14 protein-coding genes are annotated in these 15,604 nt (G+C 70.4%); 10 read left to right on the top strand and 4 right to left on the bottom strand.

Features of this window, described 5'->3' with window-relative positions:
• Positions 1–249: 249 nt before the first annotated feature.
• The 3 genes from J2N69_RS02370 to J2N69_RS02360 all read right to left on the bottom strand — a co-directional run bounded on the left by J2N69_RS02370 (position 250) and on the right by J2N69_RS02360 (position 3,548).
• Positions 250–1,800, bottom strand: coding sequence for an FAD-dependent oxidoreductase (locus tag J2N69_RS02370; RefSeq protein ID WP_230899211.1), 1,551 nt, complete (start codon positions 1,798–1,800; stop codon positions 250–252).
• Between the two features lie 160 nt (positions 1,801–1,960).
• Complete coding sequence (locus tag J2N69_RS02365) at positions 1,961–2,476, bottom strand: GNAT family N-acetyltransferase (protein ID WP_230899210.1); 516 nt, start codon at positions 2,474–2,476, stop codon at positions 1,961–1,963.
• A 79-nt stretch (positions 2,477–2,555) separates the two neighbouring features.
• On the bottom strand, positions 2,556–3,548 hold the full coding sequence (locus J2N69_RS02360) for an aldo/keto reductase family protein (RefSeq protein ID WP_230899209.1): 993 nt from the start codon (positions 3,546–3,548) through the stop codon (positions 2,556–2,558).
• Positions 3,549–3,681: 133 nt separating this feature from the next.
• On the opposite strand from J2N69_RS02360, the gene J2N69_RS02355 reads away from it, so the two are divergent.
• The 10 genes from J2N69_RS02355 to J2N69_RS02315 all read left to right on the top strand — a co-directional run bounded on the left by J2N69_RS02355 (position 3,682) and on the right by J2N69_RS02315 (position 13,551).
• A complete protein-coding gene (locus J2N69_RS02355) occupies positions 3,682–4,401 on the top strand; it encodes a thiamine pyrophosphate-dependent enzyme (protein WP_230899208.1) in 720 nt (239 codons plus the stop codon).
• Between the two features lie 46 nt (positions 4,402–4,447).
• A complete protein-coding gene (locus tag J2N69_RS02350) occupies positions 4,448–5,341 on the top strand; it encodes a transketolase family protein (protein ID WP_230904541.1) in 894 nt (297 codons plus the stop codon).
• Positions 5,342–5,418: 77 nt separating this feature from the next.
• On the top strand, positions 5,419–5,544 hold the full coding sequence (locus J2N69_RS36375) for a hypothetical protein (protein WP_269075588.1): 126 nt from the start codon (positions 5,419–5,421) through the stop codon (positions 5,542–5,544).
• Positions 5,545–5,720: 176 nt separating this feature from the next.
• The gene (locus J2N69_RS02345) at positions 5,721–6,485 is read left to right on the top strand and encodes a cupin domain-containing protein (RefSeq protein WP_230899207.1); all 765 of its coding nucleotides are present in this window, start codon (positions 5,721–5,723) and stop codon (positions 6,483–6,485) included.
• A 3-nt stretch (positions 6,486–6,488) separates the two neighbouring features.
• Positions 6,489–7,373, top strand: coding sequence for a cupin domain-containing protein (locus J2N69_RS02340; RefSeq protein WP_230899206.1), 885 nt, complete (start codon positions 6,489–6,491; stop codon positions 7,371–7,373).
• Between the two features lie 4 nt (positions 7,374–7,377).
• On the top strand, positions 7,378–9,369 hold the full coding sequence (locus J2N69_RS02335) for a S9 family peptidase (RefSeq protein WP_230899205.1): 1,992 nt from the start codon (positions 7,378–7,380) through the stop codon (positions 9,367–9,369).
• Entirely contained in the window at positions 9,366–10,730 is a 1,365-nt protein-coding gene (locus tag J2N69_RS02330) for a YcaO-like family protein (RefSeq protein WP_230899204.1), read from the top strand. The genes J2N69_RS02335 and J2N69_RS02330 overlap by 4 nt, the downstream gene beginning before the upstream one ends.
• Entirely contained in the window at positions 10,727–11,410 is a 684-nt protein-coding gene (locus tag J2N69_RS02325) for a TfuA-like protein (RefSeq protein WP_230899203.1), read from the top strand. The genes J2N69_RS02330 and J2N69_RS02325 overlap by 4 nt, the downstream gene beginning before the upstream one ends.
• A 109-nt stretch (positions 11,411–11,519) precedes the next feature.
• Positions 11,520–12,272 (top strand): phytanoyl-CoA dioxygenase family protein, encoded by a 753-nt coding sequence (locus J2N69_RS02320; RefSeq protein WP_230899202.1) that lies wholly within the window; start codon positions 11,520–11,522, stop codon positions 12,270–12,272.
• Positions 12,273–12,321: 49 nt separating this feature from the next.
• Positions 12,322–13,551, top strand: coding sequence for an MFS transporter (locus tag J2N69_RS02315; protein WP_230899201.1), 1,230 nt, complete (start codon positions 12,322–12,324; stop codon positions 13,549–13,551).
• Here J2N69_RS02315 and J2N69_RS02310 read toward each other — a convergent pair.
• Complete coding sequence (locus J2N69_RS02310; RefSeq protein ID WP_230899200.1) at positions 13,548–15,584, bottom strand: CocE/NonD family hydrolase; 2,037 nt, start codon at positions 15,582–15,584, stop codon at positions 13,548–13,550. The genes J2N69_RS02315 and J2N69_RS02310 overlap by 4 nt on opposite strands.
• Positions 15,585–15,604: the final 20 nt, after the last annotated feature.

Genomic DNA, 15,604 nt, shown 5'->3' with positions numbered 1-15,604 from the left:
GCGCTTGTCACGTGCCCCGAGCACGCTAGGGCCGTCCTCACCCGACCGGCGCGGGCGGGCGGGACGGCAGGTGATGGAACGGCAGGTGGTGGAACGCGCTGTCGGCGCCGACCGCGCCCCGGCCGGGCACGCGGATGCCGGGACCCGTGGGGTCCAGGGCGTCCGCGCGACGCCTGGCCCGACTTCGCCCCCACCGGGACGCCCGGCCCGCTGGGGGCGCCGCTCAGCCGGGGAGCGGCGCCGGTGACCTCATGAGCCGGGCAGCTCGCGGGGCTCCAGCGGACGGGTCGCGGGCCCCTGGAGGACCTCACCGTCCGTGCCGAAGCGGGAGCCGTGGCACGGGCACTCCCATGTCGTCTCCGCCTCGTTGAACGCCACCAGGCAGCCCATGTGGGTGCAGCGGGCAGAGACGGCGTGGAGTCCGCCGTCCTCGTCGCGGTGCACCGCGCAGCGGCGCCCCTCGACCCGGACCACGGCGCCCGAGCCCGGGGGGATCTCGTCCACCGAATCGACGTGACTGCGCAGCCGGTCACCGACGAAGTGCTTGGCCACCTCCGCCTGCTGGCCCAGCAGCGAGGGCACCTCCCGGACGGTGGTCAGCAGCCGCCGCGGGTCGTACAGGTCGGCCCACGGGGACTTCTCGCCCTGGATCAGCCGGGCCAGCAGGGCGCCGGCCATGACACCGCCGCTCATGCCCCAGCCGCCGAACCCCGTGGCCACATAGGTGTGCCGGGCGCCGGGATGGAAGGGGCCCACCATCGGGACGCCGTCGGTCACGGAGTTGTCCTGGGCCGCCCAGCGGTAGGCCGTCTCCCCGACGTCGAAGCGCTCCCGCATCCACGCGTCGAGCGCCCGGAACCCGGCGGCGGCATCCCCCGTGCCCGGCGTGAAACCCTCGCCCGTCACGATCAGCAGCCGCCCGCCGTCGTCGCCGTACGGCGCGGTGCGCACCGACCGCTTGCCCTCGTCCTGCGTGATGTACGTGCCGCCGGGGTCCTGCCCGGGGGCCAGCGGCGCGGCGACGACCAGTTCGCGCTGGGCCGACAGCCGGGCGAAGAGCAGAGCGCGGTCGAAGACGGGGTAGTGCGTGGCGACGACGACGGACTTCGCGGTCACCGTGTGCCCGGACTCGGCGGTCACCCGGCACGGCGAGCCTTCGCGCAGGCCGGTCACCCGGGTGCGCTCGTGGATGACACCGCCCTGCGCGAGCAGGTCGGCGGCGAGCGCGAGGAGGTAGACGCGCGGATGGAACTGCGCCTGGTCCTCCACGCGCACCGCGCCCGCCACGTCGAAGGGCAGACCGGTGACCTCGGTGTACTCGGCGGGCAGGCCCGCTTCACGGGCCGCCGCCGCCTCGGCCCGCAGCTGGTCGGTGTCCTCGGGACGGACGGTGTAGGTGTAGGCGGGCGCGCGCTCCAGTTGGCAGTCGATGCCGACCTCCGCGCTGACGGCCGCGACGTGCTCCACCGCCTCCTGCTGGGAGCGGGCGTACAGGTGGGCGGCCTCCGCCCCTCGTGTGCTGCGCAGCCGCTCGTACACGAGGGTGTGCAGGGAGGACAGCTTGGCGGTGGTGTAGCCGGTCACCCCGGCGGCGATGCGGTCGGCTTCGAGGACCGCGACCGTGCGCCCGGTGCGGGCCACTTCCCAGGCCGTGCTGAGTCCGGCGATGCCGCCGCCGACCACGGCGACGTCCACCTCGATGTCCTCGGCCAGTGGCGGGTAGGACGTCGGCCCGGTGCTGTCCATCCAGTAGGACTCCGGTCGGCCCGGCAGCGGTCCGGTACGAGGTGTGACAGCCATGGCGGCTCCCTGTTCCCATGCTCGACGATCGTTGATCGTGCGGGTTCCCCCGCCCCACCGGGTCAATCCGGCGGGGCGGGGGAACGCTGATCTTGCCCACAGGCTACGCAAAAGGTACATAGTGCGCCCGTGGGATGGGTGGCGCCGCTGGGCGAGACCGTCAATGCCCCGGTCGGCCGGAGGTCAGCGTGTGCTCCCAGAACACCTCGTCGTGCCACGCGCCATCGGCGTAGAAGTGCTCATGGGCGATGCCCCATGACCGGAACCCGTGCTTGCGGAGGACCGCCTGGGAGGCCAGGTTCTCCAGTTGGGTGTGTGCCTCAAGGCGGTGCAGGCCCAGTTCGCCCGCGGCGATCCGCAGTGCCAGGCCGACAGCGCGGCCGGCGTGGCCGAGCCGTTGGTGGCGGGAGGAGATCCAGTAGCCGAGGAACCCCTTCTGGAACGGGCCGCGCAGGATGGAACTGATGGTGACCTGCCCGATGACGGCACCGTCGGACACCACGACGCCGGGCCACGTGAGCCCCTTGCCGTGGGAGTCCAGCAGAGCCGCGATGACCGCGGCCTGCCCCTCGGGTGTGTAGAACTCCTCGGGCCGCGCGGGCAGCCAGCGCGCGTACGCCTGCCTGTCCCGGGAGAGCGACTCGGCCAGCGCGGGGCCGTCGGAGGGATCGATCAAGCGGATAAACGTGGACTTCACGGGTGCTCTGCTGCTCTGTCGTTTGCCGTCAGTTGCCGTCGTTTGCCGTCAGCTGCGGTCAGCTGCCGTAGTCGGTCGGTTGCGAGGGGGTCTTGCGCGGGTCACGCTCGATGATCGGACCAAGGATGCGGTCGATGCGCTCGACGGCCTCGTCGTCCAGCTCGACCCCGGAGGCTGCGGCACTCTGGGCGATCTGCTCGGGCTTGGTCGCGCCGACGATCGCGGACGAGACGTTCGGGTTGCGCAGCACCCAGGCTATGGACAGCTGGGGCATGGTCAGGCCCAGGTCCGAGGCGACCTCGCCGAGCTCGGCCACGCGCTTCAGCACGTTGTCACTCAGCGCCTTCGAGGCGAACTGGGAGGCGGCCACGCCCGTGGCGCGCGAGCCGGCGGGGGGCGGCGTGCCCGGAAGGTACTTACCGGTCAGCAGCCCTTGGGCCAGGGGGGACCAGGCGAGCTGGCCGATTCCCTCGCGTTCGCACAGCGGGACGACCTCTTCCTCGATGACGCGCCATACCAGGTTGTACTGGGGCTGGTTGGAGACGATCCGGTCGAGCCCCATCCGGTCGGCCAGTTCGAGGGCCTCGGATATCTGGGCCGCCGTCCATTCCGACACCCCCACATAGAGGACCTTTCCCTGTCGGATCAGGTCATCGAAGGCGCGCAAGGTCTCGGCGAGCGGGGTCTTCTCGTCGAAGCGGTGTGCCTGATAAAGGTCGATGTAATCGATCCCCAGGCGCCGCAGCGAACCGTGGGCCGCTTCCATGATGTGTTTGCGGGACAAACCCCGATCGTTGGGCCCGGGACCGATGGGGGAGAAGACCTTGGTCGATATCTCGACGGACTCCCGGCGCACGTTCTGCAAAGCGCGACCGAGCACGACTTCCGCTCGGGTTCCGCCGTAGACATCGGCGGTGTCGAAGGTCGTAATGCCCTGTTCGACGGCTTCCCGGGCGATTCGTTCGGCAGATCCCTCTGTATAGCTGATCCAGCTTCCATAGGCGATTTCGCTGACTTTCAGCCCGCTGCGGCCCAGTGATCGATGCTTCATGGCTCGGCAGTGTACGCCCGGCTTTGAAGGGCCAACTGCGTGTGTGGCGAATAGATCCAGCCAACTCGTAAGCACCCGGTCGCGATTGCTCGAAATGAGTGTACGTTTTGGCGTGGCCGTCGAAAGGATGATCATGCGCGACCACCTGACCCGGTCACGGGACGTGGTGCCGGGCCCCTACGGGTTCGGGGACCTGGCGGGGCTGATGTCGAGGATGACCGGGGACGAGAAGCACTCCGAGGCCGCGGCCTCGACGGTGGACGCGCTCTGGGTCCTCTACGACCGGGTCCTGCGGGTCGATCCCGCCATGCGCGAGGATCGTGACCGCTTCTATCTGTCGAAGGGGCACGGCCCGCAGGCCTACTACGCGGTGCTGTGTGCCAAGAACTTCTTCGGGCCCGAGCTGTTCGACATGTTCGGCGCGTTCCGGTCACCGCTCGGCTACCACCCCGACCGCGCGCTCGTCCCCGGCGTCGAGATCTCCAGCGGGTCTCTGGGACACGGCTTGCCCCTGGCGGTGGGGACGGCGCTGGGGCTGCGGGCCCGCGGCCTCACCGACTCCCGGATCTGGGTCCTGCTCGGCGACGGCGAGTTCGACGAGGGGTCCAACCACGAAGCGGTCGCCTACGCCGCGCGCGCCGGTCTGGACCGGCTGAACGCCGTTGTCATCGACAACCACTCGGCGACACAGGGCTGGCCCGGCGGCCTGGAGACGCGGTTCGCGGCCGAGGGCTGGGCGACCGAGCGGGTCGACGGCCGGGACCACGACGCGCTGGAAAAGGCCTTCGCCACCCCGCACCCCGGTCGGCCCGGTCTGGTCGTCGCCGACGTGGGTGCCGCGGCTGACCGCTGACTCCCCGATCCCCGAGCCATCCAGAGGAGTGCCCTTGGCCGGCATCATGCGTCAGCGCTTCGTCGACATCACGACGGAACTGCTCGACGCCCACGACAACCTCGCCCTGGTGACCGCCGACCTCACCGCAGGCCTGTTCGGCACAGCCAAGAAGAACCATCCCGATCGGGTGCTCAACCTGGGCATCAGGGAGCAACTGCTGGTGAGCGTGGCGGGCGGCCTGTCGCTGGCGGGAATGCGGCCGGTCGCCCACAGCTTCGCCCCCTTCCTCGTCGAGCGGCCCTTCGAACAGATCAAACTGGACCTGAACCATCAGGACGTGGGCGCGGTCCTGGTCAGCGCCGGCGCCTCCTACGACATGGCGAGCAGCGGCCGGTCCCACCAGTCGCCCGGCGATGTCGCCCTGCTGTCGACGCTGCCGCGCTGGACCATCCACGTGCCGGGCCACCCGGACGAGGCCGAGGCACAGCTGCGCGAAGCCGCGACGGGCGACGGACTCGTCTACGTCCGCCTGTCCAACCAATCGAACGCCGAGCCGTACGGTCTGGGTGCCGGGCCGGGATTCCGGGTCCTGCGCCGAGGGAAACAGGCCACGGTCATCGCGGTGGGCCCCCTGGCCGACTCCGTTCTTCAAGCCACCGAACAGCTCGACGTCACCGTCCTTTATGCCGCGACGATTCGCCCCTTCGACGCCGAGGGATTGCGCGCCGCTGTACGCGACCAAGTGGCCGCCTCCGTCGTCCTGGTCGAGCCCTATCTCGCGGGGACGTCGACGACCGAGATATCCGACGCCTTGGTCGCCGAGCCGCACCGGATTCTCGCTCTTGGGGTTGCCAAAGAAGAGCTGAGAAACTACGGATCATCTCGCCAGCACTCCATCGCTCACGGTTTGGGTCCGGCGGGCATGCGTCAGCGAATTACTTCTTTCCTTTCCTCTTGACGCGCCATCCTTCTTCTTATCTAATAATTCCTGACCCGTCACTCGGCGGGATTAGTGAAACGGCAAAGGGGAATTCTATGTCCATCAATGACAAGCTTGCCGCCACCAACGAAGAGGTCATCATCGCCGAGGCTGAGGCCGAGGTCGCGGAGCTCTCCGACCACGAGCGCCCGATGGTCGTCGGCGTCATCAACGAGGCCTGACAGCACGCCATTCGGAGACGGCCTTCGGGCCGTCTCCGAATGGAGTCATTTGACCGACAAGGATTCTCGTGGAAACTGTGCATCCACTTGTTCGCCTCATTGAGGAAGTCGACCTCATGGGGGCTTTCTGGAACAAGAAACACGGCTTGTTCAAGAACGCCTCTCCCGTCACAGGAATGCTGGATGAGGCGGCCATTCAGGAGATATTGGACGTCGGCCTGCTCCGCTGGCCGTACTTCATGCTCCTGAAGGAGGGGGTCCAGCCCGCGATCTCGGACTTCACCCGGACCAGGAACGTCCGAGGCCAGGGCGTGAGCGGCTTCGCCGACGCCCGGAAGGTCCGTGGGCTCCTCGACGGCGGCGCCACGATGAAGCTGAGCCAGCTCGAAGACTGGCACCTGCCGACACGGCGACTCATGGACGAGATCGAGAGCCGGCTGCCCGCCGAGCTCAAGGCCTACATCTTCTACACCCCGTGCGACAACACCGGCATGCTTCCGCACCGGGACCCGTCCCACGTGCTCGCACTCCAGATCGCGGGCGCCAAGGAGTGGCGCATCTACGACGCCCCGGACAAGGTCGACGCGCGCGGCGGGCTCCTGCCCGAACTGGACGCGGACAGCCACTCGCACTCCTTTGTCATGGAGCCGGGCGACGTCCTCTACCTGCCCCACGGCGTGCCCCACGTCGCGACCGCCCGCGCGGGCACCTCGCTCCACCTGACCCTGACCCTCACGGAGCCGGCTCCTCTGGAGCTCGTCGAGTCCTTGATGGAGGGCTTCGGGGACGAGGCGGACCGGCTGGAGGCCGCCACCCCCGGCGTCTCCACAAAGGACAAGGCCGAGGCGGTGACGAGCGCGTTGCTCGACCACCTGGACCGTTTGGACCCGGACGCACTCGTGGACGCGGCCGTGGCGCGCATGCGGAACCGGAGGGCCTGAACCATGACGATCGACACGTCCTCACGAGCGGACGAGACCACACCGGCCGACGCGGCCACGCGGCCGCCCGTGACCCTCGCCGACCTCGTCGGTGACGCCGAGTCGTTCCTCACCCAGGTGTGGGGGAACCGTACAGCCACGTACACCTGTGAGCCGGCGAAGGCGCTGCTCTCCATGGCGGACGTCTGGCGCGAGCTGGACTGCGGCTCGCTGGTCGCCCCCTACTTCGGCGTCCTGCGGCAGGACGCCACTCCCACGTCCTCGGGCGTCCGGGAGACCCGGATCATCCAGACGAAGCCCCGCCCGGGGTACGCGAAGCCGACCGCGGTGCGGGAGGCGGTCGCCTCCGGCCACGTCTTCGTGCTGAGCCAGCTGGAGGACTGGAACGCCGGGATCGGCGCCCTGGTCGACGGGCTCCGCGGCGAGTGCCGTGCCCAGGTCGGCACCGACGCGTACCTCTGCGCCGCCGGATCCGCCGGGATGCCCGCCAGGGCCGATGGCGCTCACGCCCTCGTCGTGCAGGTGGACGGCCGGACGCGCTGGGTCGTGGGCGAGGGCGCAGACGCCTCTGAGAGCGTCCTTCAGGCCGGCGACGTACTGTACGTTCCGCCGGGACAGGTACGGCGGGCAGCCCCGGACGGCACGGACACGCTCTTCCTCCTGATCTCCCTCCAGCAGCCCACGGCCCGTGACCTGGCCGAGCTGGCCCTGGCACAGTTCCTCAAGGGCCCCGCCGCGGCGGAGATCGCCGGAACACATCACTTCCTGTCCCCGGCGGAGAAGGTCGCCTGGCTCGGCACCGCACTGCGTGACCATCTGACCGGCCACGATCGCGGAGCGCTGGCGGAGCAGGCCGTGCGGCTCCGGCAACGCGAAGGCAGGGCGTAGGACCGTGAGCGAGCCCACCACCGAAGGTGCTGCCGGGGCCGCCCTGTTCGACCTCATCCGAGCCCAGCAGCGGCTCAAGTCGGCGCACCGGCTCGGCAGCCGTCTTCTCGTCGAATCCGACATCGAGCGGAAGAACCGCCCCGACCTCGTACCTTTCGTCCTGGCCTACTCCTTCGACGGCGACGAACCGACGCTGCGGCACGCCCACGCCGGCGCTTCGTCGGTGACAGTTCTCGGCACCGACGACTACCTGTTCCTCTCGAACCGGCGTCCGCCAGCGGCGGATCCCGTCGGCGGCCGGTCGCTCTGGCGGCACCGCGAGGGGCGGGAGCCGGAGGCGCTGCTCGGCACCGCCCGCGATGTGGTCGGCTACGCCGCCGCCGACCGGACGGTGGTCGCGGCCGTCTGGGTCCACGCCGAGGCGGACTCCTTCGCCTCGGACCGTGCGCTCCGGGAGGAGTCGGCACGGCAGGGCCTGACCGCGGTGACCCTCGACGGCGACCTCTGGCCGCGCTCCGGCCACCGGTTCGGCGCCGAGGTGCTGAAGCTCGTCGGCCTGTCACTGGACGCGGCCGAGGACCCATCCGGACCGGAACTGTTGCCCACACCCCTCGGCCAGGACACCCTGCTGTCCGGCCAGCTCGCCCTGACACCCGACGGCCGCCGCTGCGCCGCCGGACTGGTCCGTTTCCTTCCCGGCGGGCACCGTCGCCACGGGCTGCTTGTCTTCTCCGTCGGCGCGCCGGACGACGCCCGCCAGGTGTGGGCCGAAGACGATCTGAGCGACACGATCGCCTCCCCGGACGGCGCCTGGTTCGCCTGCACCGCGGAACGGATCGCGGTTCCCGGGACTGCACCCCGCCAGGAAGCGGCCCTGGTGTCGAGCGACGGCCTCGTCGTGCGCAAGGTCGGGCGGGACCACCGCGACTGGCTCCAGCCGCGTGCCTGGCAGGACCCGAAGGCCCTGCTGTGCACCGGCGAGGAGGACGGGCGACGGTACCTGTGGCGGGTCGCTGTCGACGAGGACGTCGTCACGCGGATCGACACCGGCGGCTCGGTGCGCTCCGTGACGGCCCGCGCCGGTGAGGCCCTGGTCGTCCGCTCCACCATCGCCTCACCCCCCTCGGTCGTCACCGTCGAGCTCACCACGCCGGACGCCCCCCGCGCGGAGATCCTCGCCCCGGCCGTCGCCGCCACTCCCCGAGGCCGGATGGAGCGCCTGACCCACAAGGCGTCCGACGGCACCGAGTGGAGCAGCTGGCTCTGTCTGCCCGAGGACGTCGACCGGGAGCTGCCCGTCCTGGTCTGGTGCCACGGCGGACCGATGCTCAGTTGGACCGACTGGTCCTGGCGGTGGAACCCGTGGCCGTTCGTGGCCGACGGATACGCGGTGCTGATGCCCGATCCGCCCCTGTCGGTCGGCTACGGCCAGGACGCCATCGAACGGGGGTGGGGGAAATGGACCTCCGAGGTGGCCGCCGTGGCCGCCGAGCAGGTCGCGGACGCGCTGCTCGATCCACGTCTCGACGCCGATCGAGTGGCGGTGATGGGAGCGAGCTTCGGGGGCTTCCTGTCGTTGGCCCTGGGGACACTCCTGCGCGCACCGCGCCTGATCGTCAGCCACTGCGGTTGGGCGGACTTCGCGGCGGTGTCACGTGCGTGCGACCTGCACTGGCATTGGCTGCGCGAATACGGCCCCGTGGACTCATCGCCCTCCTACCGTTCGGAGAGCCTCGCGCTGGAGGCGATCTCCCCCCGGACGAAGGTGCTGTTGTCCCACGGATGCGAGGACACCCACGTACCGGTCGGCGAATCCCGCGCCATGTACCGGACGTTGGACGCCCGGGGCGTGGACGTCGAACTCATGCTGGTCCCGGATGAGAGGCACAGCATCCTCAGGCCCGCGAACGCCGCCGCCTGGCACCGATGGGTGGCCCGGGCGTGTCGCGAGACGCTCGGCGGCCGCTCAGCACGGAAGGAACTCAGCGTCAGATGACGATCGTGCACACGGACGTCCCGACGGACGCCCCTACGCCTGCCCCCACGAGAGCTGTGCCCGCGGGCTCCACCGCGGGCCTCACCCCAGGCCTTCCTGCCGGTGTCCCCGCGAGCCTGGACCGGACCCACTGGTTCCCGCCCGTCGAGGACGCGCCCGCCACCGCCTGCGGCACCTCACTGCGGACACGCACGCTGGAGGAGACAGAAGCGCTGGCCCGAGCCTCGTTCACCCGGTGCGGCATCACCCGGATCGCCGACGTCACGGAGCTCGACGACCTCGGCATCCCCGTCTTCAACAGCTTCCGTCCCACCGCGGCCCCCGGCCTCAACACGGTGACCAGCGGCAAGGGGATGACTCCCGCCGCGGCCCGCGTGTCGGCCATGATGGAGGCGATCGAGCGGACGTGGTGCGAGCAGCGCGCGGGCGAACCTCCGCTCCGGGCCTCGTACGCCGAACTGCGCGGGGCGGGTGTCCCGGTCCTCGACCCGCGGCGTCTGATCCTCAAGCGGGGCCACACCTGGACCGAGGACGTGTCCATCGGCTGGTGGCCCGTACGGGAACTGGCCTCGGACGTCGAGGTGCTCGTGCCCGCCCTCGCGGTCTTCGTCCCGTTCCCGAACGAGTGCGGGATGTTCCGGTCGAACACCATAGGTCTCGCCGTGGGCAACAGCCCGCAGGAAGCCTTGCTGCACGGGCTGCTCGAAACCATCGAGCATGACTGCACGGCGTTCGGCGAGACCCTGAAGAGCGGTTGGCACATCCGGCTGTCCTCACTGCCGGACGCCGCCCGTGAACTGGTCGGGCGGTTCGATCGGATCGGCATCGAGGTCCAGGTCTTCGCCTACGTCAACGACGTCGGAGTGCCGACCTTCTTCGCGACGACCGACGACACCCAGGCCGGAGACGGCATGCTCTTCAACGGCGGCGCGGGCTGCCATCTCGATCCGGTCGTCGCGGTGACCCGCGCGCTGACGGAGGCCGCCCAGTCGAGGCTCGCGGTCATCGCGGGCGCACGCGAGGACTTCACGGGGCAGGCCTATCGCCGGCACTCGTCCTACGAGGCGCTGCAGGAGATGTACAGGACGTGGAGCGGTGGACGGCCCGCGGCGGACTTCGACGTGGTCCGGAGCGTAAGCACCGGCACGACGGACGGTGACCTCGAAGTGGTCCTGGCCGGGCTGGAACGCGCCGGGCTCCCGCTGGTGCTCGCGACGGAACTGGCCCCCGACGGCCTGCCCTTCTCGGTGACCAAGGCGATCGTTCCCGGCCTGGAGGTCCACCACAACGATCCCGCCCGGCTGGGCACGCGCCTGCACCGTGAGATGGTGCGGGCCGGACTCGCGAAGCCCCTGTCATGAGCGCCGCCACCACCGTCACGGTGTTCACCGGCCCTTCGCTGCGCCCGGCGGACCTCTCGTACCTGCGCCGGCTCGCCGAGGAGCACAACCGGACGCTCGACCTGCGCCCGCCGGTCCGCCGGCAGGACCTGTCCGCTCTCATCGGCGCCGAGCCTCCCCGCAGGATCGTCATGCTGGACGGGGAGTTCGGCCAGAGCCTCGCGGTCAGCGTGACCGAGGTACGGGCCCTCCTGTTCGCCGGGCAACCACTGACCGGCGCGTCCTCGATGGGGGCCCTGCGGGCCGTGGAGTGCCGGACGATCGGGATGACCGGCAGCGGCTGGGTCTACGAGCAGTACCTGAACGGCTCCATCGAGTCCGACGGCGAGGTCGCGCTCCTCTACGACCCGGAGGACTACACCCCCGTCACCGTCCCCTTGGTGAATGTCCGCTGGCTGCTGGCGGAACGGGTGAGGGAGGAAGACCTCACCCCCGAGGAGGCTCGCACCGCGCTGGAGATCGCGCGGTCCCTGAACTTCCGGGCCAGACGGCACTCCTTCCTGGTGAAGCAGTGGAAGCGTGGGCTTCCCGGGGACGCCGCGGCGGTGCTGGAGAAGCACTTCGCCGCCGACCGCCTCGACCACTGGGACCGCAAGCGGGCCGACGCCCTCGAAGCCGTCCGAGCGGCGCTGTCGTCCTGAGGTACCGGCCGCGCCTCGCGGACATCGCCGACGACCGCGACCAGTCCGGCCACGACCACCCCGGCCAGGACCCGCGCCTTCACTGTCCCACCCCACGAGGGAAGAACGCATGACGCACTCCGTGACCCAAGAACAGGTAGCCGCCTACCGCCGCGACGGGTTCGTCCGCATCCCCGGCATCATCGGCGAGGAGGACGCCGCCCGTTACGCCAAGGCGGCGCTGGCGGCCAGAGACCGCAACAAGGACGTTCCTCCAGATCCGACGTTCACCCACTTGATGCAGTTGTGGCAGCAGGACGAGACCCTCCGTGAGCTCACGCTCAGCCCCGCCCTGGCCGCCGCGGCCACCGCCCTGGCCGGGGTCCCGCTGCGGCTGTACCACGACCATCTGATGATCAAGGAGCCGCACAACGGTGCTCCCACCGAGTTCCACCAGGACCGGCCCTACTGGCCCCACCTCGGCTCCCGGCACTCCCTGTCCGCCTGGGTCGCCCTCGTCGACGTCCCCGCGCCACGAGGCTGTATGACCTTCATCCCCGGCTCGCACCTCCTTGAGGGCCAGCACCGCCAGGATCTGCGCGACGCCGACAACTTGATGCGGGCCGTTCCGGAGCTGGTCTGGGAACCGCGCGTCACCGTCCCCCTCCGGGCGGGTGACTGCACCTTCCACCACTCGCTCACCGCCCACAGCGCCTCGCCCAACCTCACCGACGACCCGCGCATCGCCCACGTGGTCGTCTACATGGATGTGCAGACGCGCTACGACCCCCGCAAACGCCCTGTCGGCGAACCCCTCATCGAACCGGTCGGCGTCACCGAGGGAGTCCCCTTCCCGGACGACGAGTTCCCCCCGCTTCCGTGAGGACGGGCTCTCGCGGCCCCTTATCGCCTGACATGCCACGGAGTTGAACGTGATCGCTTCTTTCGTGCGGAACAACTACGCCTCGTTGCGGGGCCCGGCCAGGACGCTCGGTCTGCTGCACTTCCTCGACAGCGTGGGCGGCGGCATCTTCACCTCCGGTTCGGCCGTCTACTTCATCGTGGTCGCCGACCTCCCCGCCGCCCAGGTCGGCCTCGGCCTCTCGCTCGCGGGCCTTTCCGGGTTCGTCTCCAGCGTGCTCATGGGCATGGCCGCCGACCGGATCGGGGCCCGGCGTCTGTTGTTCCTCACCTTGCTGGCGATCGGCGTGGCCTACTGCTTCTACCCGGCGGTCGGCTCGCTGCCGGCGTTCTTCGCGGTGGTGGGCGTGGTGGGCGCGCTCGAATGGGGCAGCGGCCCACTGTTCCACACCCTGATCGCGGAGTTGGTCCCGGAGGGCGACCGGGTCAGCGCACGCGCGGCCCTGCGCTCGGTGTTCAACGTCGGCTTCTCGGCCGGAGCCTTGATGGCCGCGGCGCTGATCGCCCTCGGAGGCTCCGCGATGCAGGCGCTGCCCCTCGGCAACGCCCTCTCGTTCCTGTTGGCGGCGGGGCTCGTGCTGCGGCTGCCCGCCACGCCCGTCTCGCCGGTCAAGACGGAACGCGTGTCCCGCTTCCGGGCGCTGAAGGACACACCCTTTCTCGGCGTCATCGGCGCGTCGAGCCTGCTGGCCCTGCACAGCGCGGTCCTCATGGTCGGCATCCCTCTGTGGCTCGTGACCAGTGACAAGCTTCCCCGCAGCGTCATCCCTGTGGTCTTCGTGCTGAACACGATCCTGGTCGTGCTCCTCCAGGTGAAGTTCGCCAAGGGGTCCGAGACCCTGGACGGCTCTGTCGGCGCGGCGCGCAAGGCGGGCCTGGTCAGCGTGGCGGCATGCCTCGCCCTCGCCATCGGCAACGTGACCACGGCCTGGGTCGCGGGCGTGTTCGCCCTGACGGCGGTCCTCCTCGTCACGTTCGCCGAGCTGGGGCAGTCGGCCAGCGCGTTCGGCCTAGGCTTCGGACTCGCCCCCGAGGCGGCGCGGGGGGAGTACCTGGGCGCGTTCCACCTCCACATGGTCATCCAGGCCACCGTCGGCCCGGCCGCGGTCTCCTTCCTCGTGATCCACTACGGCTCGTACGGCTGGCTCACCCTCTGTCTGATCTTCCTCGTCGGGACGGTCTCGATCGCCCCCGCGGTGCGCCGCGCCCGCAAGGACGACCTGACCCCCATGTCCGCCTAGAGCCAGTCCCGGGGCACCGTCTCGTTCCACGTACGGGAGAAGACGCGGCGTTCCCCCTCGTAGCCGTCGAGCGCCGCCTCGACGAGGAAGTCGTCCCCGTCGCACCGCAGCACCGTGCGGGTGTGGACGCTCACGTCCCAGTCCTCCCGCGCGAACCGCATGGTCCAGGCCGATTCGCCGGTCACCGACGTGAAGTCCTCGCCCGTGGACGTGTACCGCTCGAAGGCGCGGCAGCCGACATCGAGCCCGATGTCCTCGTACCGCACGGTCCCACGGTCCTTGACGATCTCCAGCGCGGAGTTGTAGCCGATCAGATCCCGCCGCACCTCCCAGCGCTGGTCCGGCTGCGTCAGCCGGGTGGTCGCCAGGGGTTCCGTCCCCTCGGGCTCGCCGAAGGGGCGCGGCGGCGCGTTGTCCGGCTCGGAGACCGGCCGCACCGGCAGCCGCAGCGCGCTGGTGCCCTCGTACACGCTGAGCAGGACGGGTTTCGGCGGCGGCCAGGCGAGCGGCCAGTACGACGTCGACAGCGAGAGCCGGATGCGGTGGCCGGGCGGGAAGCACTGGGCCACGCCGTTGAGCTGGAGCGTCGCGCGGTAGCGGCGGCCCGGCTCCAGGGGTTCGGGCTCGCCCGTGCCGTCCCTGCGCGTCAGGTTCAGCACGCCGTACGTCACCCGGGTGGCACGCCCGTCGGGGGCCACGTCGGAGATGCGGGCGGCGACCGTGGCGACCGGTTCGCTGACCGACAGGTCCAGGTCGACGCAGGGCGAACCGAGGATCTCGACCGGCTCGGTCAGCTGCGGGGAGTCGAAGACCAGCGAACCGCCGTCCTCCTCGCGCTGGTCGTAGGGCAGGTCGGGCGGCGCGTTGTAGGAGGCCCACTTGCCCGCGAACTGACCGACCGACAGCGGTGACTGCACGGTCATCGCCTCACCGGAGCCGTCCTTGGCGACCGCCTCCCCGTCCCAGACGATGCGGTGCCGCGTCAGCGGACGGCTGACCTCCTCGATGTGCGGCGAGGGCCAGTCCGGCTCACCGACCCAGCGGCCCGGCCGCTCCTCGTACGCCGTCGAGGGCGGCACGCTGTCCTGCATCCAGGCGCGCAGCATCGGGCCCTCCATGACGCCGTTCTCCTCGCCCTTGAGCCAGTGGTCCCACCAGCGCACCACCTCCTGGAGGTAGCCGATGGCCGGGCCCGGCTCGCCCAGGTGCGGATACTTGTGCGACCAGGGGCCGATCAGCCCCTTGCGCGGCACGTCGAGATTGCCGAGCAGTCGCGTCACGGCGTTGGAGTAACCGTCCGCCCAGCCGCTGGAGGCGAGGACGGGACACTGTACGTCCTGGTAGTTCTCGCAGACCGAGGCGTGCTTCCAGTAGTCGTCGCGGCGCTGGTGGCGCAGCCACTCCACGACCCAGGGGCGCGTGCTCTCCAGGCGCTCGTGCCACATCTCGCGCCAGCGGTCGCCGACCACCGCCGGGTCGGGGGGACAGGTGGCGTACGCGAACATCGTCCCCGCCTCGGCGAGGTTGTCCGACAGCATCGCGCCACCCATGTAGTGCATGTCGTCGGCGTACCGGTCGTCGGTGAACGACGAGATGACGATCGCCTTCAGGCTCGGCGGCCGTCGCGCGGCGACCTGGAGCGCGGCGAACGCCCCCCAGGAGATGCCCATCATGCCGGTGGAGCCGTCGCACCAGGGCTGCTCCGCCAGCCAGGCGAGCACCTCCTCGGCGTCGGTCTGCTCCAGCTCCAGGTACTCGTCCCGCAGGACGCCCTCGGACTCGCCCGTGCCGCGAACGTCCACACGGACGCACGCGTAGCCATGGCCCGCGATGTAGGGGTGGTGGATCGAGTCGCGCACCGAACTCAGATCGCGCTTGCGGTACGGGATGTACTCCAGGACGGCCGGTACCGGCGCGTCGTCCGAGGACGCGGGGCGCCAGACACGCGCCGACAGCCGGACGCCGTCGGACATCGGGATGAGGACGTGTTCTTCCTCTTTCGTCGCGTACGGGAGATTGCCCACGTAACGCATGGGGCCGTGCCATCCTCTCG

Source organism: Streptomyces huasconensis, from assembly GCF_021028635.1.
GTDB lineage: Bacteria > Actinomycetota > Actinomycetes > Streptomycetales > Streptomycetaceae > Streptomyces > Streptomyces huasconensis.
Note: the sequence above shows the minus strand (reverse complement) of the source record. Positions and strands in the feature narration are given on the sequence as shown.

What these genes read in the sequence shown, in the direction of transcription:
- J2N69_RS02370 (WP_230899211.1), bottom strand. Translation starts at nt 1,800, where the DNA reads ATGGCTGTCACACCTCGTACCGGACCGCTGCCGGGCCGACCGGAGTCC.
- J2N69_RS02360 (WP_230899209.1), bottom strand. Translation starts at nt 3,548, where the DNA reads ATGAAGCATCGATCACTGGGCCGCAGCGGGCTGAAAGTCAGCGAAATC.
- J2N69_RS02355 (WP_230899208.1), top strand. Translation starts at nt 3,682, where the DNA reads ATGCGCGACCACCTGACCCGGTCACGGGACGTGGTGCCGGGCCCCTAC.
- J2N69_RS02350 (WP_230904541.1), top strand. Translation starts at nt 4,448, where the DNA reads ATGCGTCAGCGCTTCGTCGACATCACGACGGAACTGCTCGACGCCCAC.
- J2N69_RS36375 (WP_269075588.1), top strand. Translation starts at nt 5,419, where the DNA reads ATGTCCATCAATGACAAGCTTGCCGCCACCAACGAAGAGGTCATCATC.
- J2N69_RS02345 (WP_230899207.1), top strand. Translation starts at nt 5,721, where the DNA reads ATGCTGGATGAGGCGGCCATTCAGGAGATATTGGACGTCGGCCTGCTC.
- J2N69_RS02340 (WP_230899206.1), top strand. Translation starts at nt 6,489, where the DNA reads ATGACGATCGACACGTCCTCACGAGCGGACGAGACCACACCGGCCGAC.
- J2N69_RS02330 (WP_230899204.1), top strand. Translation starts at nt 9,366, where the DNA reads ATGACGATCGTGCACACGGACGTCCCGACGGACGCCCCTACGCCTGCC.
- J2N69_RS02325 (WP_230899203.1), top strand. Translation starts at nt 10,727, where the DNA reads ATGAGCGCCGCCACCACCGTCACGGTGTTCACCGGCCCTTCGCTGCGC.
- J2N69_RS02320 (WP_230899202.1), top strand. Translation starts at nt 11,520, where the DNA reads ATGACGCACTCCGTGACCCAAGAACAGGTAGCCGCCTACCGCCGCGAC.
- J2N69_RS02310 (WP_230899200.1), bottom strand. Translation starts at nt 15,584, where the DNA reads ATGCGTTACGTGGGCAATCTCCCGTACGCGACGAAAGAGGAAGAACAC.